Raw genomic sequence first — 26,141 nt, 5'->3', positions numbered from 1 at the left:
CTAGGAGAGACAATCGGCACATCGTGTGGGATCCGAAGAAACAGTTCGCTTGAGGGCAGCCGGCAGATCGAGGCGGCCCATCAAGGCTCTTTCTCAGAACCCACACGGCAATGCCCGTCGAACCAGTAGCCGCTGGTGGGGGTCCACAGTGAGAGGGGCCTGGGAGGACACGGGCATCCTTTACTTTAACTGTATTGTGTTTCGAGTCGGAGTTAACGCGAGCTAGACAGAGCGCCATTTCTGGGGACTGTGCGTTTTGGTCCTCAGAAATCCAGCGCGACTTTCAACCGAGCTTTCTCCAGCCGATGCCTGAGTGTAGTGAGCCTGTTAGCGAACTCGGTCAACTCGCGAACACCGAATTCACCAAAAACGAATTCATGGAGCGCTCCCTGTTGTGCAGCGAGGCTCGCGAGATGCCTTTGCAGTCTTGTCCGTCAGCGACATCTGTACGACCCCAGCATCGCTTGTGGAGGACGTGCGCCGCAGACCCTTTTTTTGTCTAGCAGCTTCGATCGGGTCGTGACGAATGAAGAGTCAGCGCATCAATTTTGACACCACGTTGACAGGAGCACCGTTTTCTCTATCCAGGTCTGCCAAGGCCAAGGCCAAGGCCAAGGCCAAGGCCAAGGCCATCAAGATCAGCCCCTGCGGCCCGGTGATGCCATTACATTGGCTAGAGCTGGCGAAGTTCCTCCAGACACACATTGATGAATCTGATCTCCCACATGAATTGCCGGCCCACCTCCTGACACTCAAGAGAGCGACTGCCGACCGCTCTTGCTGGGCTAGGCAAACCCAACGGTATCGTATGTCAGGGTTTCCATCCTTGGCTTGTTTCCGCCTAGCAAACTGAAAACAGGAACTATGCCGCCGCAGGGAACAGACGGAAATTGTTGGTACGCTTCGGACGAAAGTGAAGCATTTCGATTACAGCGACGAAATCAAGAAACGTTGCGTACGTTACGTACAGAGATAATTCTTTGGTTCCAGGTTCAGCCGATATCGTATCGGGGGCGCAAAGATTTCGCGCGTCTTGATTAAGTAACGCCCACTACCTGGCACCCAAGCACCTGCGAAGCCTTTCGAACAAGTCCTTTGCCAAATCAAAACGGTCCCTCACATTGTCACCGGCCTATTTCTTCCCAAGAATATACGGCCAGAAACCAGTTCCGGCCTAAAGGATAGAGGCATGGCTTTCCATAGATGCGTTGGCGGACGGGCAGGGTCGTCCTGTGCGCGCGCGGCGTTGCGGAATTCTACTCTTGTCGAGAGGTCGCTCGGCCTACCAGGCCAGACATCTTGTTCGCGAAATGCGCAGTGAGGTCATTAGGAAGCACGGTTATTGCGTTCAAAAAGGGTGGAAGCCTGAATGAACCCGGTCGAAAGCATTTTTCAGGAATTCATTGATAGTATCCAAACCGCAAGCGAAGCGGTTGAATTCGAGCGGGTCGCAACGCGTCTCACAGAGAGGCTCGGCTTTCAGCGATTTGCCTATCTGCGCCTGACCGGAGACACGCCGACTTTGATTTCGTCCTATCCCAAATCCTGGACCAGCCGTTATTTCCAGCTTGGGTATCAGCAGCTCGATCCCGTGGTGCGCCGCGCGCGGGTCGAGCACGCATTGTTCAGTTGGGGAGGAGGGGGCTCAGCACCGGTCGGAAACCGCGAGCAGCGCCGGTTCTTCGATGAAGCGGCGACCTTCGGCATAAGGTCAGGCGTCACTATGCCGATCCGTGGCGGATTTGGCCGGATGGCCGCATTTACACTAGCAACGGACGACCGTGACGTTCAAACAGAACGGCTCGTGGCAGACTGGAAGGATCTCGTACATCTCGTCGGATTGTATTTTCATAGTCATGTGGCCGCCAGGCTTGACGTACCCTCCACCGATAAACTTGCCGGAAGCGAACTCACTCAGCGCGAGCGCCAATGTCTTGCATGGATCGCACAGGGAAAAACTGCGGCGGATATCGCGGTGTTGGTCCAGATTGCGCCGCGAACTGTAGTCTTTCACCTAGAGAACGCCCGCCGCAAGCTTGGCGCAGCATCTATCGCCCAGTGCGTCGCGGAGGCCTTGCGACGCGGTTTGTTGTCCTAGTCATCCGCAACCTCTCGCGGCGTTGGACTGGCGCACCGTCACCGGCAGGAGGTTTTCCCAAGCGCGGTAGAGTTCGTAGAACCGGTCTTTGCCGTTATTGTTCGGCTCGGCTGCGATGTACTCCTCGCATAGCCTATTCGTCAGAACGAAATAGGTTTGCCGCGGTTCTCCTTCAGTTCTGCTATATGCTGGCCGCTGCAGTAGGTTTATCGACGCAAAGCCCCCATCTTGAAAGGGCTTCTATCGCGTGTACTAAGAATGATCGATTTGCATTGCATAAGTCATTGTAGAGGCCGAGAATGTAATATAGACTACTACTTTTAAGCGAGCTTATTGATTGGGGTTCTCATCATGAAAAAACTGCTAGGACTTTTCCTGACCGCTCAGTTCCTGTTGCTCTGCGGTGAGGTCTTGGCCCAGGGACTTCCGGCTCCGTCGTATTGGAAGAATGAGCGTGGCTCGGAGTTGTTTATATGGTCTTCCAACAACGGGAACATACAAGGCACTTTTACAAATCATGCTCAGAGCTTCCAATGCCAGGGCATTCCATATCCTGCATCCGGTGCCGTTAAACCAACAGGTCTGTATTTCGTCGTAACATTTGCTCGATGCAATTCCTTCACGCGCTGGGTCGGAAGGACCAATGGTTCTCAAATGCCAACGTCCTGGACGTTGTTTTATGTCGACGGAAATGGTTATCCGAAAAGGCTCAAGGGCGCCGATACTTTTACACGAATATGGTAGCTAGCGGTTCGTTCTGCTCAGCTTCCGCCGCGCAATTGAGGTCTGGTTCGCCGCCAGACCTCAAGTCTTCGATGCCGGCCGTCTCTCGTTCTCCTTCATCCTTCTATGCGTTGATCTCGCGTTCCTTTAGGCGTAGGTCGCGCACGCGAAGCAGTTGGTGTCTCAGCAGTGCGGGTTTTCCTTGTCGAACCTGATCAGCTCGATCCGTTCTCGATTCTACAGTCGGTGAAGGCCTTGAAGCCGATTTCTGCGACGCCATCGAACCAACGGCCGTCAGGCTATCCAATCACTGGCGACCTCCCGCAGCCAGTCTTCATTTTCGCCGAGCTTCGGCGAGGCGATTGACGGCGGTGATGTGATGAACCTTGTTGACGTGACGGTCATGTAGCTCGAGGGGAGGTCGTAAAGATCGGATGCTACGAGCAAATGAGCTTCGTGCCAGCGGTGATCCGGCAAGGTCGGCTTGCGGCAGCGCGGATGCCGTAGTTTACATGAATCATCATGCCGATACTGCATGAGCGCCTTGACCCATTCGGCATAAAGGTTCGGGTAGGCGTTCGGCCACGATCAGCAGCGGCACCGGTCCGTTCAGGCGCGCGAAGAGCTTTCGATCTACTACGGCTTCCTCCGCCATCGAGCACGGGCAGCTCGGTCAAGTCGACGATGCGCTCGACCCTCTGACAATATGAAGCTTCTTTGGCATCGCGATAGAGTAATTGACAGGCCCGACGCTCAGACGCCTTTTGAAGCCTGCGCTTGGCTATGGCGTCGGAGAGTGCATCATGAGCCTCCAAAAGGAGAGGTCGCTGGAGCAGATCTCAGCGCGCCGCATTTCGACATGTGAGGAGGCAGAACATCGATCAAGACTGATGGCGAGAGAACAGCGTGATTGATCCTGCATACTGACCTCTTGCGAGCGCGTTTGACCCGCCGCATTCAAGGCGTGCGTCGCCTGGTCTTGGTCAAGGCAAGTCACTCGGGCGATCCTGTATATCTCAACTGATAGGTGACATGCGTATCATCTAGATCAATCACTAGTGTTGGTAGTTGGCTGGGCCGCAAATTGTTGCCATCCCACACAGGATGTCGCGCGAGCCCGGAGTAAGCTCTGTCAGTCGCAAGGTGTTCGACCGGAGCGAGCGGAGGTGCAAAAAAGCGACCCCGGTTTGACAGTCGGAAAACGTCGTCAACTCAGCAGCTCTTGCTCTGCTCGAAGTCGCGACGATCCGAGATCTCGACTTGCTCATGGTGGTGAGAAGCATTGTCTAGGGGAATCCGGGTGAGGAGGTTTCGGTCTCGTGACGCTGTGGCTGCTCACCTTCGTTGCGCGCAGCGCTCTGGCCCGCAGATGAGGGGGAGAAAAACGCATCGCGCTTTAGGCCGCGCTCTTTCTTGATGTATATCAACTAATGTCGCGGCTGCTGCAAACGGCCTGTCGCGTTTCGGACAATGTCGCAATTGCTTCGATCGCTAACGCGATGCAATCGAGCGCCAATTCTCTCAAGCGTTTGTCCTCACGCCTGATTTTTGCGAGCGCCGCAACTGGTACGATGCTTGCTGTTCTCATCCTAGGTTCTCGGAACTTGTGGAGTACTGCATGTACGGTGTCGTCTGCGTCAGGCAGGGTTTCGACTTCGCGCAGATCTGCGCGCGCCCCGCGGCCAATAACTACGTAAGCCAGAGGAAGGCATACGATTTTCAACTTTTACAATCCGCCCGCGCTGCGAGCAGTTCCGGTGCTAAGCGACGAGTTCGGCGGCCTCCAGATGCCGGTGAGTCCTTACCCAAGACCGTCAGCGCCAATCGCAGCGTTGATAGCCGCGTTTGGTGCGGGTCAACCGCTTCATTCGCGCAACTTGATCGCAAGTTTGAGGAGGTTGTCACGATCGATGTAAAATTCGAGGACATCTCGGTCGGCTCGGGGATGCCCTGCAATGTCGTCGCAGCAATTATAGCCAAGTGCGGCATGAATAGGCTGGGGCCGGAGTGTTGTCAGTATTCGCGCGCGCCTAATACGGCAGCGCACGATCCGGAAAAGTGGCCGGCATTCGGAAAGTTCGCAGGTAAACAGGGAACCACAGCATTGAGATCTGATCGTGGTTACCACCAGCTACCAAGGCTGAACCATGAATGCCGAACCGTTACTGTGCCTCGAGGAGGAGCTGTTCGACTAGCGCGATCTCGTCGATCTCGGCCGTCGCCATGTCAGTGTGGGTGCGCACAACGCCGTCGCCGCAGCTGTTTCTCTTGCGAAAGCAAGCACCGGGTTGCCACGAGGAAGGACAATCGCAAGGTGGAGCTAGACGGCTGCATCGAATGCGGCATCTACCGCGCCGTCGGCTAGCCATCCACCGACAAAAAGTGAGATATCCGAGCGACGTTTATGGTGTGCTGTTCGAGTGTAGTTGGCCGCTGCATCTCCCGGCTTGATCGGCGTACCCGCAGTTTGGGTTCACCTGTTCTTTTTGGGCGCATGCACGAAAGTCCACGAATTCGAGAATAGCGTTTGTCATAGCTCACGAGTGTTCAGCTGTATGAGGAGCGGAGCCCAAGGCTCAGGTGAGCAAAACGGGACTAGGTGCTGGGTAAGACACGCTCAATTGAACGCAAACGCCGGCTGTTTTTGCCGGTCTCGTGAGGCGCCACATGGACCTTTTCAGCTTCATCGAATGCGCGAAGCGGACGCAATCCATCAAGGCGCTGTTCGATCTTCTTGTGAGCTGTGCGAGCGAGGAGGGCTTCAGTGAAGTCGCTTACGGAGCACTCACCTGCGCAGAGCCGCCTCGTCTACCGGAGTATCTGCCGCCCGCAGTGACCGTGAACTTCCCGCCTGACTGGTGCCACCGTTATTTTGAACGCAACTACCATGTCATCGACCCGGTGGTCCGGCGAACACCAATGATTTCGGGGCCGTTTCTGTGGGACGAACTCGCCAAGCAATATCAACTGCAATCAGGCGAGCAGCGCGTACTGGACGAGGCCAGAGAGGCGGGTTTGAAGCGTGCCATGAGCGTGCCGTTATTTGGGCCCTCGGGCCAAATCTCTGTGGCATCGTTTGCATCCCCCGTCGACGATGCCGATCCGCAGTATCGCATCAGTCATCTTTATGTACTGGCCTGGCACTTTCACCTCGCATTTTCGGAAATCGCGCGGCCCTCGGGTATCAGCTGCATCAGGAAAGTCCCGCTGTCGGATCGCGAAAAAGATTGCCTGCGGTGGGCGGCAGAAGGTAAATCGTCATGGGCAATCGGGATGATACTGAAGATCAGCGAGAATACGGTCAATTTTCATTTTAAGAACGCCATGCGAAAACTCGATACGACGAGCCGGACCCAGGCCATCGTGAAGGCGGTTCGACTCAATCTCATTGAGTTCTCGGCGGCTCCAGGGCTGCCAACTTGATGCGGGCGCCTGCCGCGGGTCATGTCTTCGATCAGTGTCCTTAAAGCATCAATGAGAACGCGCCGATGAGACCTATTATGAAGAAATCAGCGAGATGGGTGCTTCACCTTGTGAATAATTTATCGATTGTGGCCGTTGCGATCCTGGCCTCATCACAAGTTAGCGCCGATGATGAGTTGATGACAGCTGCCAGGCAGATTTTCAAGGCAATCCCCTCGGTGCTGCCTGTGGTGAAGGACAACCCGGTCACCCACGAGAAGGTCGAACTCGGCAAGATGCTTTTCTTTGATCCACGCATATCGGCCAGTGAGATCATTAGCTGCAACTCCTGCCATAACCTTGGGACGGGCGGAGTCGATGCCGGTCCGACCTCGGTCGGTCACGGATGGCAGCAGGGGCCACGTCGGGCGCCAACCGTCTATAACGCGGTATTTAATTTAGCGCAGTTTTGGGATGGACGCGCCGTAGACCTTAAGGCGCAAGCCAAGGGACCCGTGCAGGCGAGTGTCGAAATGAATGCGACCGCAGATCATGTGATCAATACGATCAACTCAATGAGCGCAACTATGTCGTCAAGTTCAAGAAGGCGTTCCCGAACGATGAACCGCCGGTCACCTTTGATAATTTCGCGAAGGCGATCGAGGCGTTTGAAGCGACTCTGATTACGCCGGCCGCCCCCTTCGATCAATACCTCGAAGGCAATCCGAACGCTCTCGATGATCAGCAGAAGGCAGGATTGAAGCTATTCATGGAAAAGGGATGCTCCTCTTGTCACAACGGCATCAACGTTGGTGGACAGGATTATTTCCCGTTTGGCGCGATCGAAAGGCCGGCCGCAAGCCTACTTCCGACTGCTGACAAGGGCCGGTTCGCGGTCACTAAGGCGGTCAGCGATGAGTACGTTTTTCGAGCCGCGCCGTTGCGCAACGTCGCTTTGCGAGCCCCATACTTCCATTCGGGTCAGGTTTGGAGCCTTAAGCAAGCGATCGGCGTAATGGCTAAAATCCAGCTCGGCACCAAGCTTAGCGACAAGGAAGAGAACGATATTGTGGCGTTTCTGAATTCGCTGACCGGGCAGCTGCCTAAGATCGAGTATCCAATATTGCCAACGCGTTCCGCCGGGACGCCGACACCCTCTTTAGGCAGATAGCACGGTTTTTCATTGTAGCGGTATTGCGCGGTGTTGAACCGAAAGTCCGCGGAAGCATGGGAGGAACCGGGCTGGTGTTGTTGCCGGCTGCGTGCATCACCATTGTACCGGCGCCGTCGCCCAGACGCGCCGTTCCCATTTTTGCCCGTCGCGTTGAGTAGTAGTCACGCCGAACATGGTCAACGGATTGCGGCTCGCCGGAGGGAGCGGATTGCATAAATTAGAGGCGGCACTCTAGGAAATAGAAGGCGAGATTGCACGGCGATGAATAACAAAAAAGAGCCCTGGCCATGAGCCAGGGCTTTCGATCCGCCGTTTGAACGCCAAGAGATCAGTAGTTGAGAAGCATCGGGGCGAACTTGTAATTGATCCGCGCGGTCAGGATATCGAAATCCTGACTGATGCGATCGTTGCCTAGTGAACCAGTCGCACCAGTGAAGGCCACAGTGCCTTCTTGTCTAAAGAGGTGGTTGTACTCGACGCCGAGCGACCAATTGGGTGCGAAACCGACTTCCACGCCAACGCCGACCGTGCCGCCCCAACGCGCGCTGTCCGAGCTCGCCAGCAGCGCGCCGGCCGAGTTGATTTGATAGGTGTTGCTGGTCACCGCGGCACCGCCCTTGGCGTAAAGCAATACGTTGTTGAAGGCATAGCCGATCTGGCCAGTGATCAAGCCGAACGCATCGGTTTTGGTGCGGTTGGTGCTGGCTGGGAAGGCGAGGCTGACATTGGACCCGCTGAAGTCAGCCCAGTTGCCCTGGCCCTCGACACCGAACACCACAGGCCCCGACTGCCAGCGATAGCCGATCTGGCCACCGATGGTCCCGCCGATCGCGTCATGGGAGCCCTCAGGCGTGACGCCCGCAAAATCCCAGGAGTTATGGGCTGTGCCCAAACCGCCGTTCATACCGAGATAGTAACCGCTCCAGGCGTAGATCGGAGCAGCTACCGATGGCGGCGGCGGCGCCTTGGTGTAGACGGGCTGCGCAGCGAGATCCGCGCCGAATGCGGGCACCGCCGCGCCAAACGCGACAATGCTTGCAGTCACAAGCAACAAGTTCTTCATTCCAGTTTCATTCCGTTTTGTTAGCCCCCAGGCCACCCGCGTCTTAGCAACGTTATCGCGCATTGCTGTAGCCACAGCGCAACACTCACTTCGGCGAAATGGCTTGAAGCTCACGCAGCGTGAGGTTGTAGACTTGGAAGTTCGTGACCAAATTTCCGCAACAAACATCGATAGCATATCCGATCCGAGGGCGCGCGTTGAGGGCTAGAATCAAAGCTCGCTGATAAAAGGCGAGCATTGTTGCGAGGTCAGCGATGCACGGCGTCGAATAGTTTATCTGACTCATGTTCAATTCTGCGGCTAGTAAAGGCGGAGCTTGGACTTCGGCTTGGTCACAGCGGCAACGTCGACCATCAACTTAATCACGCGCACCTCTTCACAGAATGTAAGCGAGCAGAAGGCGCTCTCTGAGGCGGAGCAAGACGAATCCGGCCGAAGCATAGGGCTTACTCACACGGTCCTTTTTGGCTGTCTGTCGTCACCGGAAGATTGTGTGCTCGGATAGGACTTTTGGAAGCGTTCTGGGTTCAGCGATAACGAAGCTCACGTTGTAACTCGTGTCGCGACGAGCTGGCCGGAAGATCGCGATGCGGTTCAAAGACTCTTGAACGTCAATCAAAATGAAGCGAAGGACCAGGAGATCGAGGCCACTCTCAATTGCTGACAAGTACGGGAAGCAACTGAGAAGCGGCGCGACGATATCTTCTGTTTTGCGAAAACAGCCGTTTGGCGTCCAATCAGTTAGACGCGCGGGCGTATGCCGCTATCATTCTCTAACTCGGTAGGGAGCTCGCTTTCAGATGGTCGCTCGTGTCCACTCCAACGAAAACAGCATCGCATCGATGCTCATCTGAGCCTGTCACGGTCGATCACGCACGCTGTCGTGCTTCCAAAAGGTGACGCCAAGCCGCACGCTCGCGCCGATTCCTCAAAGTCACTTCAGGCGATTACCGATCGTTCCCTTCTGAACACCAAACCTAATTTGATTTTCGGAAGGCACCGGACGGAGCCTGGCAGGCTAGGCGACGAGGCGGCTTGAGCTCTGTCAAGTTGTGTGCCGGTTTCTATGCTCGTCCTGCCAAGCCTGTGGCGGCTCAAAAAACATTCCGTTGCTCATGCTGGACACTGGATGTGGCCGCCACAATCCCGGCGCAATCGGCGCTAGCGGACGGCTCGAGAAGCGTACCTGGGTATGTGCGCACTCTTCGAAAGCCGCGCTCGAACAAGGCGGCCGCTATCGTGTCATGCTAACGCACTATGATGACGTGTTCATTCCGCTCGACCCTCGCAGGCGTTTACTTAGAACCACGCCGCGAGCCCATTTCGCTGCATGCGAACGCTTTGCACGACCCGGCTGCGCAGGCGTAAGCATGCATACTCTGTACTATGCTCTTTCGATACGCCGAACGTTCTCGTCGAATGCGGCCGATGAGCGTCTTCTGCAGTCGGAGCGTCATCGTGTTCCGGTCGTGGCCGACCTTTGCGCGGGCAGTGAGATCTGCATGGGTCGTTTGATCCTGCCTGAGAGAGCTGGCTGAGCTTTGACGCGCGGCTCGGGATCGTGTCGACCGATGTTTCCGAGAAGATTCGTGTGGCGGGGTGCTGCGAAGCGAGCCACAACGGCCTTGCGAAGGAAGGCGATTAAATCGGAAAGCCGTCAGGTCATCGCTGGATAGCCGAAGAGTCCCCATGAGCGGCTGCAGGCCTTCTCTGCGGCTGTTTGCTGCCCGGTCAGCGTCCCAGGTGTGGAGATCCGCCGACCGTTGGGAGTCCCTGTGTTAGCTCACTATCGTGGTCCCGAACGGCTTGGCGGGTTCGAAACATGACGCGTTTGCTTTGGACAGAAGCATACAGGGACGCCGATGTGATTTGCGAGTTATCGGGATCCTTCCGACCCGCGCACGGCCATTCGCATTTGGCCCGGCTCTTGCACCAATGGCTGCGCAATGGCTTTGGCGAGGCGTCACAAGAGGCGATGAAATGCGAACACGACTAGTTGATCATCATGCGATTCTTATAAACGTCCTGGAAGGAGCGCGCTCTTGGAGCGCGGTTTCTCCATTAATAGACACTACTGTCGATGAGGGTAACGCAACGAGAGATTGTGCTGCAATCAAACGTGGCTCTAGCTTCTGCACCGCAAAATAAAAGAGGCCGCTGAACGCCGCTCGGTATCCTGAGGTAACAATAGCGCTTTGGTTGAATCAGAGCAGCTCGCGACCGTTGCTGTTGTTTGGCAGGGCAAAGGCATCCCGATAGAAGAGTTATGAAGTACCTGAACGACGGCAACAATCCACGACATACCGAGACGCAACTCTGTCATGTCGGTCGAGAGCCCAGTAAACACGCCGGGATGGTCAATGTGCCCATCTATCGCGGCTCTACAATTCTTTCGGAGACCCTGGAAGAATGGGAGTCGCGGAGACGCAATCCGGTACCCAGCTACGGACGCTTCGGATCGCCGTTGTCTCGCGCATTTGAGGCTGCTATTTGCGAATTGGAGGGCGGCCACCGTTCCATCCTATTCCCATCGGGATTATCTGCTTGCACGCACTCGCTTCTTGGGGTTTTGAAGGCGGGCGACCATCTGTTAATCAGCGATAGCGTCTATCAACCTGTGAGAGTTTTCGCGGACCAAGTCCTCGCAAGGCTTCGCATTGAAGTGCAGTATTTCCGTCCAACGCAAGGTTCGGAGCTCTCAACAAAAATCAAAGCAAACACCCGGGCCGTCTATCTGGAGTCGCCCGGATCCATGACCTTTGAGGTTCAGGATGTCCCCGCACTCGCTGCGATCGCGCATCGATCTGATGCGCTCGTGATCATGGATAACACTTGGGCAACGCCTCTTTTTTTCAAGGCGTTTGACCACGGTGTCGACATCTCCATCCATGCCGCGACCAAGTATATCGTTGGCCATTCCGACGCCTTACTGGGCATTGCGACTGCAAATGAGGCCGCGTGGCCCGCGTTGCAGTCGAGCGCCCATCATTTCGGAGAGATAGCTGGGCCAGACGATATCTATTTGGCCCTGCGGGGACTTCGTACGCTAGCGGTCCGCATGAAGCAGCATTGGGACAATGGCCTCAAGCTGGCGGAAAGCCTGCAGTCGCATCCGGCTGTCGACAAGGTCTTGCACCCAGCGCTTCCCAATGATCCCGGCTATGCAATCTGGAAACGGGACTTTTTGGGCGCAAGCGGACTATTTGGAGTCGTCCTGAAACCGATGTCTCGGCCTCAACTTTCGGTTCTCTTCAATAGCCTGCGGCTTTTTGGCATCGGTGCATCCTGGGGCGGGTTTGAAAGCCTCGTTCTCCTGGTTGACCCACCGAAACGAACGGAAACGCCGCTCGCCTTCGAGGGGCCGTTGATTCGCATCCATGCGGGCATGGAGAGAGCGAGCGACCTGATCGCGGATATGCATCAGGCGCTGCAAGCGGCTGGAGAGGTTACGGTTGGCCGTGTTGCTCCCGGGAGGAGGGCGCGATGATTGGCTGATCTCAATGTGTGCTGAAGACAGCAGCGTTCTGTAACTCAAGGGTGGAAGAACTGTCGCGTGTCTAAGCAATCACAGGTTTATCAGGATCAGCTGCCGGGGACCCCATGGAGAATTCGTTCCAAGGGAAGGTTTCAGAAAAAGTTGCAAATGCTTCTGTGTATTTTGGACTCATCATGAAAGGTCCGCAGTGAATGCGACATCATTGGCTGAACACGGCTAGCATTGCTGGCGAAGAACTAGAGCTGCGCTCGTGGTTTTCGATGTCGAAATAGTTCTGCATCGCCGGCCGGCGCGTCGGCTCTCGTGATCACAGTAACAGCTGCGCGCGATTGAGCGGGTGCCGCAGAGTCTCGCAATCCCCGTGCCGTCGCTTTCGCAATTGGGACTGTAGCCGCCTTTGCAGATAGAGGTGGTTAAGCGCGGCTATATTGAGAACCGACAGATTCCGATCGAAGACTGCCGCGGCAGGCCTCACCAATTCCGGCCCGCGAACGGCGCCTTCTATCTCTATGCTGATGTCTCCGACTTCACCTCCGACTTCGCCTTTGCCAGGACCATGTGTCCCTGCAACGCCCGGCGTTAACTTCGATACCTTGCAGGGCAGAAGTTCATGCGCGTCTCCTATGCGCGTTCCGCCGATGGTATGCGCGAAGCGGTTGTCCGAATCTCGTCCTGGTTAAGTGGAGCATGATCTGGAAGCGTCCCGCCCGCGCGAATGTCCCAATCAGTCATGCCTGCGGAATAGGCAGGTACCGAGAACTGCAAACAGTTCTGACTCCGCTGATGCAATTGGCCTTGGTGGGTCGGGACACGACGCCACTTCAGCCGGAGCGGCTCAGATACCTGCGTGAGTGTGAGGGCAGAGCGTCATGGCGACAATCGCAACTGCAAAGTCCGCGCGGGCGTCTCGATCCTTGTACAAGATCCTTTACGTTCAGGTGCTGATTGCGATCCTGATTGGCATCGTCGTTCGGCTGGCTGTGGCCGTCGCTTGCGACCAACGATTTGGTCAAGGCCTTGGCGACGGCTTCATCAAGCTTACAACAATGTTGACGCGCCGATCATCTTCTGCACTGTCGTGTCCGGGATTGCCCATATTAGAAAGTCGGCCCGGTCGGCGTTAAAGCGCTTATCTGTTTCGAACACGTCTCCACTTTTGCCCTGGTGCTCGGCCTGGTTGTGGGCAGTCTGTTCCAGATCGGCCGTGGCTTTGCCACCAAGCCCGATGCCGCGGAACTTGCCAACTGTGTGAAACTGGACCAGGCCGCAAGAACCGTCGATTTCATCCTTAACTTCATTCCCGAAAGCGTCATCGGCGCGCTGGCGGACGGGGATATCCTGCAGGTGCTCTTGTTTGCGATCCTGTTCGGCTTCTCGCTGAGGCGCTGGGTGAACGCGGCGCCTTGGCCGTGCCGAGCGCCGCAGCACCTGAAAGAGCCGCGCTAACGTTCATCGCGTCGCGCCTCTCGTTGCGTGATGCGGTCAAGAAGTCGTGCTTTCGCGAGAAGAAGAGTCGCGTCTAGCACCGTGTGCACCGTTCCCGAAGGCGGGGAGAAGTTGTGTTGTCAGTATCGATCACATGCAGAAACGCCTGAAACATATGATCGAGTCTGGTATCGACCCGCATGCCGCAATCATTCGCTACTCAGAAACGTTAATCGTCCTCCTCATCATCAGCAGTGTTGGGATTGGCATTCCTGCGTCTTACCCCAGAGTCCTTCGGTATATTGAAACGGATCGTTCGAGCATTTGTTCAGTTTCGAACGCCATCGCCAGGTGTTTCGACGCAACTCCTGGGAGCTTACTGTCAGTCCCCGCCGACTGTATTCGGGGTGAAGGAGTGCTGGACAACAATTTGGATTTCCACAGTCGGAGCGAATCATGGTCAGCCAATTCCAGGGATGATTTCGGATTGAATCGTGGTTGCGGCAAATAGGGAAGCATCCAACGGCAGATTCCCAAATGCGAGTTGACAAAGGAGATAGTTGGCACCTGCCTCTTCCAGCTGGCAAAGCAGAGCCTTTCGTACAGAAGCTGGAGTTCCGACTACACACAGTTCACTTGCGAGTGCCGCATCGAAGGTTAGTGGGAGGTTTGGTGGTAGCGGAATGGCATTGAGCTCGTATAGAAATATAAAGCTCTTGAGCCATCGTTCGTAAGCAGAGGTCGCGAGCGAATGGGCATCTTTCTCAGAACGCGCAATAACGATCATACGCAGCAATCCGACGAACGGCGCATGATCATCAGCGTCACGGTTGCGGTCTAGGTGAGCGCGGAAGGTATCGGTAATTTTGCGAACACTAGAGGAGGGGCCTACGCACGCGAGATTTGCTCCATTCGCGGCGGCCCAACCCGCGGACTCTGGTCGATTGGTGGTGATCCATGTCGGCGGCCACGGGCGCTGATGAGGTCCTAACGTCAAAGGAACGTCGTTTAGCTCAAAATGGTCGCCCTGATAGCATAGAGTGCCGCCTTTCATCGCCTTAATAAGGATCTCGCTGGCTTCCTCATAACGTCCTGGCGCCGCGTCCGCGCTGATCCCGAAGTAGCCCCATTCGATCGGTAGAGAGCCGCGCCCGATACCCAGCTCGAGCCTGCCACCGCTCAATTGGTCGAGCATGCAGATCTCCTCGAACGCGCGTAGCGGATGATAAAGGTTAAGCAGCATTACCAATGGGCCCACACGAAGTTGTCTTGTCCGCTGTGCGACGCTCGATAAGAACAGATTCGGTGACGGGCATCTCCCGTGAGGCGTACAGTGGTGCTCTGCCACATGATACGCATAGAAACCGAGGCGATCGTACGCCTCCGCTAATATGAGGCGATCTGCGTATTGTCGGGCGATATCACGGCCGTCCGCGTCCAGGTGATCGAAGATGCCGCAGGTTAGCCTTGAAGGAAAAGGGTCTCTCATTCGATTATCTCCAAGTGTAGGTGTGAAGGCAGGAGGTGCGCTCGCGTCCAGGCATCCGAGCGCTCATTGACGGACTGCTCTTTGTGGTCCGCGCTTTACTTCTCCGCTGACGTGGTCGTTAGTACGTTCATGCCGCTGATCACGCGGCGATTGTTCCTCCGCTTCGAGGCGTCTAACATCCATCGGCCGGAAGGGCTCGATCCGTTGTCACTGTTCGTCGCTTAGCCACAACAGACCTTTGTCATTGGCATAGACCGCTCTCATCTCTGTGTCGTGGTACTATCGCCGGCGTAACTCGAAAGCAGACATTAGCAGCGGCGAAGCGGCGATCTTCCAACCCTTAAGCTCTTTGAGATGTCACAGACTGCTGCGAGAAACGCGTCCATTTGTGGTCTTGTACCGATGCTAACGCGGATGCGATTTTCAAGGCCTTTATCAGGAAAGAATGCCACAAGTATCTTGTGCCGCTCCAAAGCGGCCTGCCAGCATCTGCCGTCGTGGCCCTCTGGCACACGAGCTAGCAGGAAGTTAGCGTGGGAAGGCAATACAGACAAGCCAAGTTGCGACAGAGCGGTCGTAACTCGCTGTCTTTCACGCCTGATATGTCGATGGTTCTCCTCGTAAGCGGCGCGATGCGCAAGAACGCTGATGCCGATCGCATGCCCAACTACATTCATGCTGAAGACGTTCTGGATATTACGTAGCCTCCCAATGAGCTCGGGATGACCGAAGCCAAAGCCGACGCGAATGCCAGCGGCAGCATAGCTTTTCGAAAATGTTCTTAAGAGCAGAAGATTCGAGTAGCGACTGACGAGGCGCAAGCCATTATCAGGTGCAAAGTCGACATAGGCCTCGTCCAAGACGATCAAGCGGTTCGATTGTGCCAGGAGGCACTCGATGTCGGCTACCGGAACGAAGGTTCCGGTGGGATTGTTCGGATTTGCTAACAGAATGAACTTGGCATCTCTTGCGGGACCAAGAAGAAATTGCTCTATCGGCAGGGAATGAGGTTCGCTCGATCCGATTTCGAGCAATTGAGCGCCCTGCAACATAGCGAGCTTGCGGTTGAACGAAAAGCCCGGCGACATCATTGCGACGCTGTCGCCCGGGGCAAGAAAAGCTCTGTAGATGAGCCCGAGAAGTTCAGATGATCCGTTACCGGCGATCACATGATCTTTGGAGAGGCCGTAAGCATCGGCGGCTGCTTCCCTCAAGCTGATATTGTCATCTTCTGGATATAAATATTGCCGCTCCAGGGCCGCAATCGCACTTTGCCGTACGATTGTTGGTAGTGGAAATGGGTTCTCATTCGTGTTTAGTTTCACGTAATTAGCATCCGGCGCAGTCCGGCCGGACGGCAGAGCATCTAACTGTCTCGTTGCCTGCGATAGAGAGGAGAGTACAGCTTGCAATTTTGCATCCGACATAGTGTTCTCCGTTTGAGCCGCCTAGGGCAGGGGCGATTGCCAGCTTGCCAGCCCGCTGCGCCGGCGATGGCAGAGTTGGATGTCTTGTTGGGATAACAAGAACGGCGGCCATCCAAATCGTCCTGCGAGCAGCAGGTCGAAGTGCCTAATTTACGAAAGGTGGGATGAACCTGAAGCTCCGCGCCAGCCCCTGAGGAGCCGAGAGAATAATCGTCGAACCGATCGCATGCGCATCAGGTGGCTCGGTGCCGGAATGGGGGGCCGTCATTTTTGAGCTGGCGGCAATATCATTCCTGCATTGGTCCAGGCACCAGGCGTAAATAACGCAGCGGCTTCGGCTGGCTCTGTCTTCCTCAGAGGCATCCAGGGGCAGGATAGGACGGCGAGCATTGCTGCCACGACCACGAGGAACGACGCGAGCATCACACCATTTGCGATGGTAAGAGGGTGTTTCATGATTTCCTTCATTGGCTGAATATGCGGGGCCGTCGCGACGATCAGTTCTACTCGACGGGTTCGACAATACTGTCGTGCCAGCGGTAAACTACGAAGCCGGGAGACGCGTTGTCTCCTTTGGTATCAAATCGGATCGTCCCGACTACTGTTTCGATCGGCTGCGAACGAAGCGCCGCTGCCACCCGGGTGGCGTTGAGGGAGCCGGCCCGCTTCACCGCGTCCGCCCAAGCTTGGACGGCCGCATAGGCGTAGAGCGTATAGCCTTCCGCAGACAGTTTGGAAGCCTTGAGTCTAGCCACGACGTCCGCGGCTTGGGAATTCTTGGTGGCATCGGGCATGAAGGTGAACAGGGTGCCGTTTCCGGCTCTGCTCGTGATGGCCCAGAATTCGTAAGTCATCAACGGATCGTTCGCCATGATCGTGAAAGCTGCGCCTGCGTCTGCCGCCTGGCGCACAATCAACCCGATCTCGGTGTAATAGCCGCCAATATAGGCGATCTGAATTCCGTCCCTCTTCATCCTTGAGACCAGGGCCGTGTAGTCCTTTTCGCCGGCTGCATAGCTTTGCCGAATGACGTTTTTGCCCGCTTCCCGAAGACGCGACTCGACGACATCGGCAATACCCTTGCCAGCGGTGCTCTTGTCGTCAAGTACGGCAATTTTGTTGTTCGGGTAGTGTCGCAGGATGTATTGGGCTGCCACGACGCCTTGTTGGTCATCGCGGCCGCAGATTCGAAATACCGTCTTGAGACCACGCTCTGTCAGCTGCGGATTAGTTGTGCCGGGCGAAATTTGAATAACTTGCGCTTCAGCGTAAATGTCGGAAGCTGGGATCGAGGAAGAAGAACAAAGGTGGCCAACGACCAACTTGACCCGATCCGCCGTCAGCCGATTCGCTACTGCGACAGCCTGCTTGGGATCGCACGCGTCGTCGGCGACGCTCAATATGACCTTTGTACCGGGAAGTAGGCCGGAGGCATTCAAAGCATCAACGGCCGCGGCAGCACCCTCGCGCAGCTGCACACCAATCGCAGCAGTGCTTCCGGTCATCGGTCCGGCCACGGCAATATTAATGTCTGCAGCGGGCGCAGTCGAAACCAAAGCACAAGCAAGGATGGCTGCACTCGCGGCTGAACTGACACGATAAATTGACATTCGGAGCTCCCGATATGGCCGGAGTTTGCGGTCAGTCGTGCCGTGCGCCAGACCTTCTGAGGTGTCGCTTAGTCGCGAGCCGGGCTCGCGCTGATCAAACTTATGTAACACCATTATTATCATCCATTTCGGCCCCGTAGACGCCGAGAGCTCTCGCCCAGAAGTCCATCACGTACTGCAGGTCCAGGCGATCCTCCACGGATAGCCGGAGTAGTCTCTGAGCGTTCTGCCAAGAGACCGCGCCACCTACTTTGAGATCGTACAATTTGACGCTGCGTGCGATTCAAGCCCCCTCAAAGGCTCTTGGATGAATATGGCCAAACTGGCGGGCCCCAGAAGCAGACGAGGAAAACTTGAGAAAATGCAGCGCATGCCTCAAAGCATCTGGCACGAACCAGAAGGGGACGTTCGCTCGCCACCGTTGGAGATTTCGCTCGGAATTACGAAAGATGTATGCAGAAGGATCTTTCAACTCGAACACCGACCCAGGCTCGTTTCGAGTTGCCAAGTCCGAGCGGTCAGGTGTTGACAAGCTGCTCGGGCTCACCAGTGGTCAGGACGTCTCACCCCCGAGGCAGGATCGTGCCTGGTCACAAGGTACATTTGGCTCTCCGCACTTGGTGCTGCTCGCGCCATTGGCTTGGGAATCGCTTGGGACGACGGCTTCGAGCATCAGACTTCAGACGCCGGAGGTACTTGCAAGCCGACCGGCGCCGCCATAGGGGCCTGTCAGATTGCTGTGTAGATCGGACGTTGGTTCTACATTTGCCTTAAGGCCGCTCGTGGCTCGAAGCGCATGACCGGCTAATCGAGATCTAAATCGGCTGCTCAATTGAGATCCGACAGGTTCCGAAGCGCGCTGGCTGAACGCAAACGGCAGCCGCGCACGGATTAGGCGCGAGTGCCAGCACGGCTAATCACTGTAAGGCGGCAAGTGCAAGATCGAGATACTGCATTAGTCCGGGATCCCAGCCAGCCAAATTGCGAGGTGCGCTCAATCGCGCAAGAACTTTCAGTATCGTTGAAGCTGTTGATTCCGCTCCTGCGACTTCGGTGATTAGCGAGCGCGCTTGAAGGGCCACAGCAGTGACCCGTTCGCTGCAAGGATGCTCGCCTTTAATCATACAATCGTGCAACTCCTCGTGGATCCGTTGCCACCGCTCCTCTCGATTTGGGTCTGAGGCGCATCTGCATCGGGGCGTTTGAGCGCGTTTCCCAACCCGCGACATTGCATCTAAGGTCGCAGGTAGCTCATCCACACTGACATGTACTTCGTCATCCGTGGTCATGGTGCGTAAACGATCTCGCAACAGGGTCGTACGTTCGACTTGAACTTCGATGCGCTCCAAGTGGTTGCGCAACAGGTCGGTAAGCGAAGAGCTGCCTTCCATGGCTCCGCGGATCTCCTCAAGTGAGAAGCCAAGCTCACGCAGTGCTAGAATTTGGTTCACTCGTTGTACACTGTCGCGGTCGTACATTCGGTGGCCACCTTCAGTGCGCTCCGCCGCACTTAATAGCCGTATGTGCTCGTAGTGATGCAGAGTGCGTACCGTTACGCCGGTAGCCTCTGCAAGTTCGCCAATGCGCCATCGACGCCTTCGTGGTGTAGCTTTGGTCATGTTTCTCAGTTTCCAAGCCTACAACCTGACATCGCGTGAGATTCAAGCTATTTGAATGATTTAGCTGAACCGTCTTCCATTCGAGCGCAAGCAAGGTGACTTTGCTCATATCGCCGATTGATTAAGCGGTGATGCGATGGTGACCATCAAGATCGTCAGGAACGTCAATTCGGCTTCGCTGGCTGCTGCGCTTGATGTTGGCGAGTGCCGTACCATTCTTCGCTCATTCGTATCAAGACCGGTAACGTCGCGAATATTTCATCAGAATGTTTCCTAAGATCGAGAGGCCCTTCCGCTCGTACAAACCACTGCATCGCAGCAACGTTTTGGCTCCGCTCGTGAAGGGCGAAGCCAAGCTCATGCAGCGATCGAATTTGATATACTCGTTCTACGCCCTCACGGTCGTACATCCGCTGAGCGCTGTTGGTCCGCTCCGACGCACCTAATGGCCTGTGTGCTTGCAGTGATGCAGGATGCGTCCCGTTATGGCGGCAGCCTCTGCAAGTTCGCCAATGCGCGTCGACGCGTTCGTGATGTAGCTTTGGTCATGTTTCTCGGTCTGCGAGGCTACAACCTGACGTCGCGTAAGATTCAAGACATTTCAAGGGTCTAGTGAACCGACGTCCATTCCGCCGCAAGCAACGTGACTCTCCTCAGAGTGCCAATTGATCAAGCGGCAGATGCAACGGCGTCCATCAAATTCCTCAGGGTTGCCAACTCGCTCTCGCTTGTGGCTGCACGAGCGAGAACAAGCTTGGCGAGTTCCGTTCGATTTTCTGGTGTTTGCATGGACGCCGGTAACGCCGCGAATGCTTCATCAAAAATCTTTCCCAAGGCCGAGAGTTCTTCCGGATCGTAGACGCCACTGTATTGCTGCAACATTCGGCTCCGTATTTATCATCGCGCCAAGTGGGCGCACATGGTCCAGTTGTTTGGTTGCGGTAGAGTCAAATGGAGACAAACCGGCGACGTACATCGACGAAAAGCAATTCGCATTCAAGTGATGCAGTTTTGCAACACGGTCGCTCTGTGCTTTGACTTGAATCGCAGAGGCGATATCGGACCACTTTCTCTAAAGAATAGCCCAGCCAAGTGGTCTCTATATGCAGGCGGATTGGCCGGGTGAAGAGTACGAAGTCTCAAATTCGCAGGGACGCAGATCCTGAGAGATGGTTGCAAGAAATGCGGAAAGCCGAATGCGTGTGTTGATCGGCAGCCGAGGCTGGGAAGAACGACGATAGGGTAAGCGATCGAGTGGCGACGGGCTGTCCGACATGCTCGCGTTACAGGTGATGCGCTACTTGAAGTCCTCGAAGTACAAATTATAGCGATAACGATGCGCATCGCGACCCGCGGGAGTGACCCGCCAGCAGGCGATCATCCTCGACCAGCGCCACTAATAGACCGATGCGATGCTGGCTCATCGTCGCCCGTGTAGATTCGCCGAGTATCTTAATACGCTATCCAGGACGCAGCGTGTTGACAAAGGACCAATGCTGCTATCATTGAATTGATAACATTGCGAACCGCTTGGGCGGGGGATCCGTGCGCGCGCCGCAAATTGTCGCCCCATTCAGGTGAAGCGAGAAAGCCGTCACGTAAACGTACTTAGTGGGTCGCGCTTACGAAAAACGAGGGCCAGTTCGCACTAAGGATCTAGATCCTGATTGATGTGAAGAGCAGGTGATGAGACGTTCTGCCTAAATTTCAAGAACGGGTGGACATTTGCGTGGTCTTACGCGCAGAAGCCATTCGGGAAGCCTCCTGCAATAATATCTCGCGCATCCAGATGCTTGCCGGATCGCTATTGTGAGAGGCAGGCCATTGTACGGCCTCAGTGAATGCGGGAAGTGATAGTGGAAGTTGAATGATCCGCAGATGCGTCGTTTCTTCGAAATGCTCAACCAGCCTTCGTGGCATTGTCCCTATGCGGCCGGTGTCTAATAGCATAGGCGGGATCATGCTAAAGCCCTGCACAACGACCTCGATACGTCTCTTGAGACCATGTTCGAGCAAAAAACATTCCTCGATCGAGGACTTTCGCGTCAGCCCGAACCGGACCGCAACGTGCCCCATCGACATGTATCTCTCGAATGTAAGCTGCCTTGGCAGCTGCCTCTTGGAACAGCAGCCTACACACACAAGTGTCTCCTCGAACAGTGTCGCTTTAGGATGCTCGTTCGACATGAACAATTTTGGTAAGATAAGAAAATCGACTTCACCGCGCCGGAGAGGCTCATCCGGCTCATCGGCCAGTGGCAGCAGTTCGAAACTGACGCCGGGAGCTTCCCGGGCGGTACGGTTCACGATCCTCGGAAAAAACACGACTGTCATGAAGTCGGAAAGGATGATCCTGAAACGGCGATTCGAACGCGCTGGGTTGAACGTATCCCGCGAAATAATGGAGCGCTGGATGTGCAAGAGAGCCTCGCGAATTGGGGCGGCCAGCTCTTCCGCACGCACTGTTGGGACAAGTTCGCGGCCCCTCATCGTAAATAGCTCATCGCGGAAATAGGCGCGCAGTCGGGCGACGGCCGCGCTCATGGCCGGCTGGCTCAAGTTGATGCTGCGTGCCGCCGCGGTAAGGTTGCGCTCGGTCATCAAAGCATCGAGCGCGACGAGAAGATTTAGATCAAGGCCTTCAAAACGCATGTCTGTTACTCTGTTGAAGGCGGCGGCGACTCCTGTGACAGTTTCACTCTCCTCGCCAAGACCCGAGGTCCGCAACGGAATCTGCTGGCCATCGGGGATCGCTATCGCGCCCAGCCATTCCGAAAATTATAGCGCCCCAGATCTCGTACTCGATCGGAAGCACGTCGGTCCGCGCGAAGGAGAGCTGACCGGGCGTGGAAATCGCTCGTAGTTTTGAAGTACGCCATCACGGTAACATTCGCTCGGAAACCCTCCACGATCACAGCGACGCTAGTGCTTACCGCTACGCCGGTGGCTTCAGCGCTTTTGCAATGGCCAATCGCCGGCTACGTGATGTTGCTGGACTCATGGTCGAAACTCCAGCCCTGCTTACAACCTGACGCAGCGTGCGATTCAAGCGATTTGTCGTTTAGGTATCGTGTCCCTGGCAGGCGGGCGTCTTCTCTTGATTGAAATGCATCAGTCGCGATGATGCTGGTATGCCAAATGCCGACTGCCGCGATCGCCGATGATCATCTCGTTCGCGTTGGACCAGTTCTGAGAACATTTCGCTTCACGGCTGTTGCCGGGCCGCTCAAGGTCCCGGCGTTCAGGAGGAGGATTGTATCGGTTGACCACACGACAGAGTCGATACCTGGCATCGATTTCTTGATGGCAATTCGGCGCGGGCTGCGGCTGTTCGACTGTGCAATCCCATTCGTGCAATAGAGGGCGTTCGTGTCCTCTTGCAGGGCTAGCCATCCGAGGGATTGGCAGGCAGGGAGCTTATCTGGGGCCGGCTGCTCTTGAAGCCCCTAAAGATATATCTCGATTGGCGAAGAGCGGGTGGTCAGACGCGGCGAGCAAACTAGTAGTGCCTGCGACGTCGCGTGGCCTCTCGGGGAGAAGCCATGCGGGACGCCTCCTCCAATATTATCTGCCGCATCCATATGCTTGCCGGATCAGTATTGTGAAGGGCAGTCCATTGGACGGCCTCCGTGAATGCGGGAAGTGGCAGCGGAAGATCGACTATCTGCAGAGGCGTGGTCTTTGCGAAATGCTTGGCAAGCCTTCCGGGCATCGTTGCTACACGGCCGGTGTTCAATAGTATAGGCGGGATCATGCTAAAGCCCTGCACAACGACCTCAATGCGTCTCTTGACACCGTGCTCGAGCAAAAACCATTCCTCGATGGAGGGCCTTTGCGTCGGCCCGAACGTGGCCGCGACGTGCCCTATCGACATGTATCTCTCGAATGTAAGCTGCCGTGATAGCTGCTTGTTCGTGCGGCAACCCACGCACACGAGCGTCTCCTCGAACAGTGCCGCTTTAGGGTGGACGGTCGACATGAACAACTCTGGTAAGATAAGAAAATCAACCTCGCCGCGCCGAAGAGCCTGATCGGGGTCGTCCGAGAGAGGCAGGAATTCGAAGCGGACGGCGGGAGCGTCCCGCGCGACACGGTCCACGATCTTTCGGAAGAACACGACTGTCATGAAATCGGAAAGGCTGATCCTGAAGCGGCGATCCGATCGCGCTGGATTGAACGTATCCCGCGAAATAATCGACAGCTGGATGTGCAGCAGAGCCTCCCGAATTGGGACGGCAAGCCCTTCCGCACCAGGTGTTGGGACAAGTTCGCGGCCCCTCATCGTAAATAGTTCATCACGAAAATAGGCGCGGAGCCGGGCGACTGCCGCGCTCATGGCTGGCTGGCTCAGGTTGATGCTGCGCGCTGCAGCGGTGAGATTACGCTCGGTCATCAGAGCGTCGAGCGCGACGAGGAGATTCAAGTCGAGGCCTTTGAAGCGCATGATCTTGAGCTATCCATGCTGTGAATGGGTTACATAAAAACAATCGATTTTACCAATTTTGCGGAATGACGGATAGCAAAAACGTCAGTCAAATCGAATTCAGGCAACCAGGCTGATTAACGATCTTTGCCCTGGCTCCAAGAGAACTCAAGTGTTTGCTGAGCATCAACTTAACCCTGCCATTGCCGCGAGATTCGGCGGAATGCGTAAGCCGCATCACCATGGGTCGATGCGACAAGCGCCGCGTAGTTCGCATGGCCGCCGACTGCCGATAAACCTTCGTATAGTCTTTCCAACTCTGAGTATATCGGCAGCTTACCTCCGTGCTGCTGAACCGGCGCTCGACTCCGTCTTAGCTTCTCGAAGACACCGGAGTCGAATACAGGCGTCAAATACGTCTGCGCTTCGGTCAAATCGATCGCGCATCCTCGCAGTCAAATTGTGCCAAAACTGCAGGGAAAGTCCCTCGTAGGTTTGGTGCGAGTGCCAAGAGCGCTGGACCTAATCTCCGTCATGGGTGCTTATCGATCTTTCCGTGATGAGTTGACGGACATGCTCTTTTCGCTGGGTTACATCCCAGAACCGGTCCAGAGCGCAGATAAGTGCCAAAAATGCAGTCGCTTTCTAAGAGCGTCCTTCTTGATCGCGGAGATGCAGTTAGACAGGGATGCTCGCGGTCGAGCGACGCGAGCATCTGGTCGCATCTGGAAAGGCTATCCCAACCATTCTGCTCACGGGCCGTCCTGGGGACGACCGGCCGCGCGCGCTACGTGCCAGCGTGTCCCGTTACCTGAGCAGGCCATTCAGCGAGCGCGAATTGCTCGCATGCATCAACAACTCCACTCTCAGAGACCGGACAGTGCGCAGGGGCAGCCATGAACATAGTCCTTTCCAGTTCAGCGAGAGGTCTCTCAATGCGCTCTCAGGTGCAGTGGAGGGTGTGCTGGGAAAATGAGTTGCGACTCGCCGACCACATCGAACTATCCGAGTTCTTTCGAGAGACCTACGGACCGACCGGCGAGTTTAATGCAAGTCCGTTCGAAGGCGGTCGAAGTTGGGCCGGCGCGAGGCCTGAGGTCCGTGTCATTGGCTACGACACGCGCGGCGTAGCTGCTCACATCGGGGCACTGCGGCGCTTCATCAAAGTCGGAGAGGTCGACCTACTGGTGGCCGAATTGGGATTGTACGGTGTACGTCCGGATCTTGAGGGGCTCGGAATCAGCCACTCAATGCGCGTGATGTATCCAGTACTCCAGCACCTTGGCGTGCCATTCGGCTTCGGCGCGGTTCGGCATGCGCTGAAGGAACATCTTACAAGGCTGCTCGAGCGGCCCGGTCTGGCCACCGTACTCTCGGGCGTTCGCGTGCGGTCAACCCTCCCAGATGTGTATCCCAACTTGTCGCCCACGCGGACCGAAGACGTGCTCGTTGTGGTTTTGCCAATTGGACGGCCGATCAGCGAGTGGCCAACTGGTACGTTGATTGATCGGAACGGGCCAGAGCTGTGAGATATCTCGACTGCTTGTCCGCAGTGCGTAGCGAGCGCGCTGAGGCCGCCGGGGATCGCAGCGTCTATTTGACGTTTGACGACGGTCCTAATCCGCTTTGCACATCGGATGTCCTCGACGTGCTGGCGGAACAGCGGGTGCCGGCGACGTTCTTTGTTATCGGCGCGTACGCAGCAGACCAGCCGAAACTAGTCCAACGAATGATCGCAGAAGGGCACGAGGTCGCAAACCACACGATGAATCATCCGGACCTATCTAGGTGCGAACCGGCCGAAGTGCAATTTGAAATACTAGCGGCGAGCAGCGCCATCAGAACGGCGTGCCCCCAGGCCTTGGTGCGACACATCCGTGCGCCGTATGGCATGTGGACCGAACAAGTGCTCGCTTCGTCAGCGAGGGCTGGATTGGCTGCCCTGCACTGGTCGGTCGACCCGCGAGACTGGTCTCGTCCTGGCGTGGACGCAATTGTCGAGATGGTGCTGGCCTCTCTCCGGTCAGGTGCAATTGTGCTCCTGCACGACGGATGTCCTCCCGACGAGTTGGGACGGGGCACTCACGCTGGTCTGCGCGACCAGACCCTGAAGGCGCTTTCTCGCCTCATTCCAGCAATCCGCGGCCGTGGATTTGCAATCCGCTCGCTTCCTCAATCTCACTGAACAGACA

The 26,141-nt window shown here is 56.1% G+C and carries 14 protein-coding genes and 2 pseudogenes; 8 read left to right on the top strand and 8 right to left on the bottom strand.

Annotated elements, in window-relative coordinates; translation table 11 throughout:
- Positions 1-1,369: 1,369 nt before the first annotated feature.
- From IVA95_RS28095 to IVA95_RS28080, 4 genes and pseudogenes are all read left to right on the top strand, one after another.
- The gene (locus IVA95_RS28095; RefSeq protein ID WP_247513449.1) at positions 1,370-2,098 is read left to right on the top strand and encodes an autoinducer binding domain-containing protein; all 729 of its coding nucleotides are present in this window, start codon (positions 1,370-1,372) and stop codon (positions 2,096-2,098) included.
- A 351-nt stretch (positions 2,099-2,449) separates the two neighbouring features.
- Positions 2,450-2,842, top strand: a complete 393-nt coding sequence (locus IVA95_RS28090) for an avidin/streptavidin family protein (RefSeq protein ID WP_247513448.1) — start codon at positions 2,450-2,452, stop codon at positions 2,840-2,842.
- A 2,646-nt stretch (positions 2,843-5,488) separates the two neighbouring features.
- Positions 5,489-6,244, top strand: a complete 756-nt coding sequence (locus IVA95_RS28085; protein ID WP_247513447.1) for an autoinducer binding domain-containing protein — start codon at positions 5,489-5,491, stop codon at positions 6,242-6,244.
- 77 nt (positions 6,245-6,321) lie between these two features.
- A pseudogene (locus IVA95_RS28080) lies at positions 6,322-7,394 on the top strand (cytochrome-c peroxidase).
- A 331-nt stretch (positions 7,395-7,725) separates the two neighbouring features.
- Here IVA95_RS28080 and IVA95_RS28075 read toward each other — a convergent pair.
- A complete protein-coding gene (locus IVA95_RS28075) occupies positions 7,726-8,460 on the bottom strand; it encodes an outer membrane beta-barrel protein (RefSeq protein ID WP_247513668.1) in 735 nt (244 codons plus the stop codon).
- Positions 8,461-10,726: 2,266 nt separating this feature from the next.
- On the opposite strand from IVA95_RS28075, the gene metC reads away from it, so the two are divergent.
- On the top strand, positions 10,727-11,947 hold the full coding sequence (metC, locus tag IVA95_RS28070; RefSeq protein ID WP_247513446.1) for a cystathionine beta-lyase: 1,221 nt from the start codon (positions 10,727-10,729) through the stop codon (positions 11,945-11,947).
- Positions 11,948-12,825: 878 nt separating this feature from the next.
- Positions 12,826-13,353: pseudogene (locus IVA95_RS28065) on the top strand (cation:dicarboxylase symporter family transporter); the annotation flags it as partial.
- A 488-nt stretch (positions 13,354-13,841) separates the two neighbouring features.
- Here the strand turns inward: IVA95_RS28065 and IVA95_RS28060 are convergent.
- The 7 genes from IVA95_RS28060 to IVA95_RS28030 all read right to left on the bottom strand — a co-directional run bounded on the left by IVA95_RS28060 (position 13,842) and on the right by IVA95_RS28030 (position 23,970).
- Positions 13,842-14,870: an LLM class flavin-dependent oxidoreductase gene (locus tag IVA95_RS28060; protein WP_247513445.1), complete on the bottom strand. Its 1,029-nt coding sequence runs from the start codon at positions 14,868-14,870 to the stop codon at positions 13,842-13,844.
- 308 nt (positions 14,871-15,178) lie between these two features.
- Entirely contained in the window at positions 15,179-16,297 is a 1,119-nt protein-coding gene (gene hisC, locus IVA95_RS28055) for a histidinol-phosphate transaminase (protein ID WP_247513444.1), read from the bottom strand.
- A gap of 503 nt (positions 16,298-16,800) precedes the next feature.
- Positions 16,801-17,907: a branched-chain amino acid ABC transporter substrate-binding protein gene (locus IVA95_RS28050; RefSeq protein WP_247513443.1), complete on the bottom strand. Its 1,107-nt coding sequence runs from the start codon at positions 17,905-17,907 to the stop codon at positions 16,801-16,803.
- 917 nt (positions 17,908-18,824) lie between these two features.
- Positions 18,825-19,526 carry a MerR family transcriptional regulator gene (locus IVA95_RS28045; RefSeq protein WP_247513442.1) on the bottom strand — a complete coding sequence of 234 codons (702 nt, stop codon included), beginning with the start codon at positions 19,524-19,526 and terminating at the stop codon, positions 18,825-18,827.
- A gap of 669 nt (positions 19,527-20,195) precedes the next feature.
- Positions 20,196-20,408, bottom strand: coding sequence for a hypothetical protein (locus IVA95_RS28040; RefSeq protein WP_247513441.1), 213 nt, complete (start codon positions 20,406-20,408; stop codon positions 20,196-20,198).
- 825 nt (positions 20,409-21,233) lie between these two features.
- A complete protein-coding gene (locus tag IVA95_RS28035) occupies positions 21,234-22,178 on the bottom strand; it encodes a LysR family transcriptional regulator (protein WP_247513440.1) in 945 nt (314 codons plus the stop codon).
- 847 nt (positions 22,179-23,025) lie between these two features.
- On the bottom strand, positions 23,026-23,970 hold the full coding sequence (locus IVA95_RS28030) for a LysR family transcriptional regulator (RefSeq protein ID WP_247513439.1): 945 nt from the start codon (positions 23,968-23,970) through the stop codon (positions 23,026-23,028).
- Between the two features lie 875 nt (positions 23,971-24,845).
- Between IVA95_RS28030 and IVA95_RS28025 the strand changes: the two genes are divergently transcribed.
- Positions 24,846-25,478: a NodA family N-acyltransferase gene (locus IVA95_RS28025; RefSeq protein WP_276576924.1), complete on the top strand. Its 633-nt coding sequence runs from the start codon at positions 24,846-24,848 to the stop codon at positions 25,476-25,478.
- On the top strand, positions 25,475-26,134 hold the full coding sequence (gene nodB / locus IVA95_RS28020; protein WP_247513437.1) for a chitooligosaccharide deacetylase NodB: 660 nt from the start codon (positions 25,475-25,477) through the stop codon (positions 26,132-26,134). The genes IVA95_RS28025 and nodB overlap by 4 nt, the downstream gene beginning before the upstream one ends.
- The last annotated feature ends 7 nt before the right edge of the window (positions 26,135-26,141 follow it).

The sequence above is a fragment of the Bradyrhizobium sp. 157 genome (genome assembly GCF_023073815.1).
Taxonomy (GTDB): domain Bacteria; phylum Pseudomonadota; class Alphaproteobacteria; order Rhizobiales; family Xanthobacteraceae; genus Bradyrhizobium.
The sequence above is the reverse complement of the archived record's forward strand: the minus strand, read 5'-3'. Positions and strand labels throughout refer to the sequence as shown.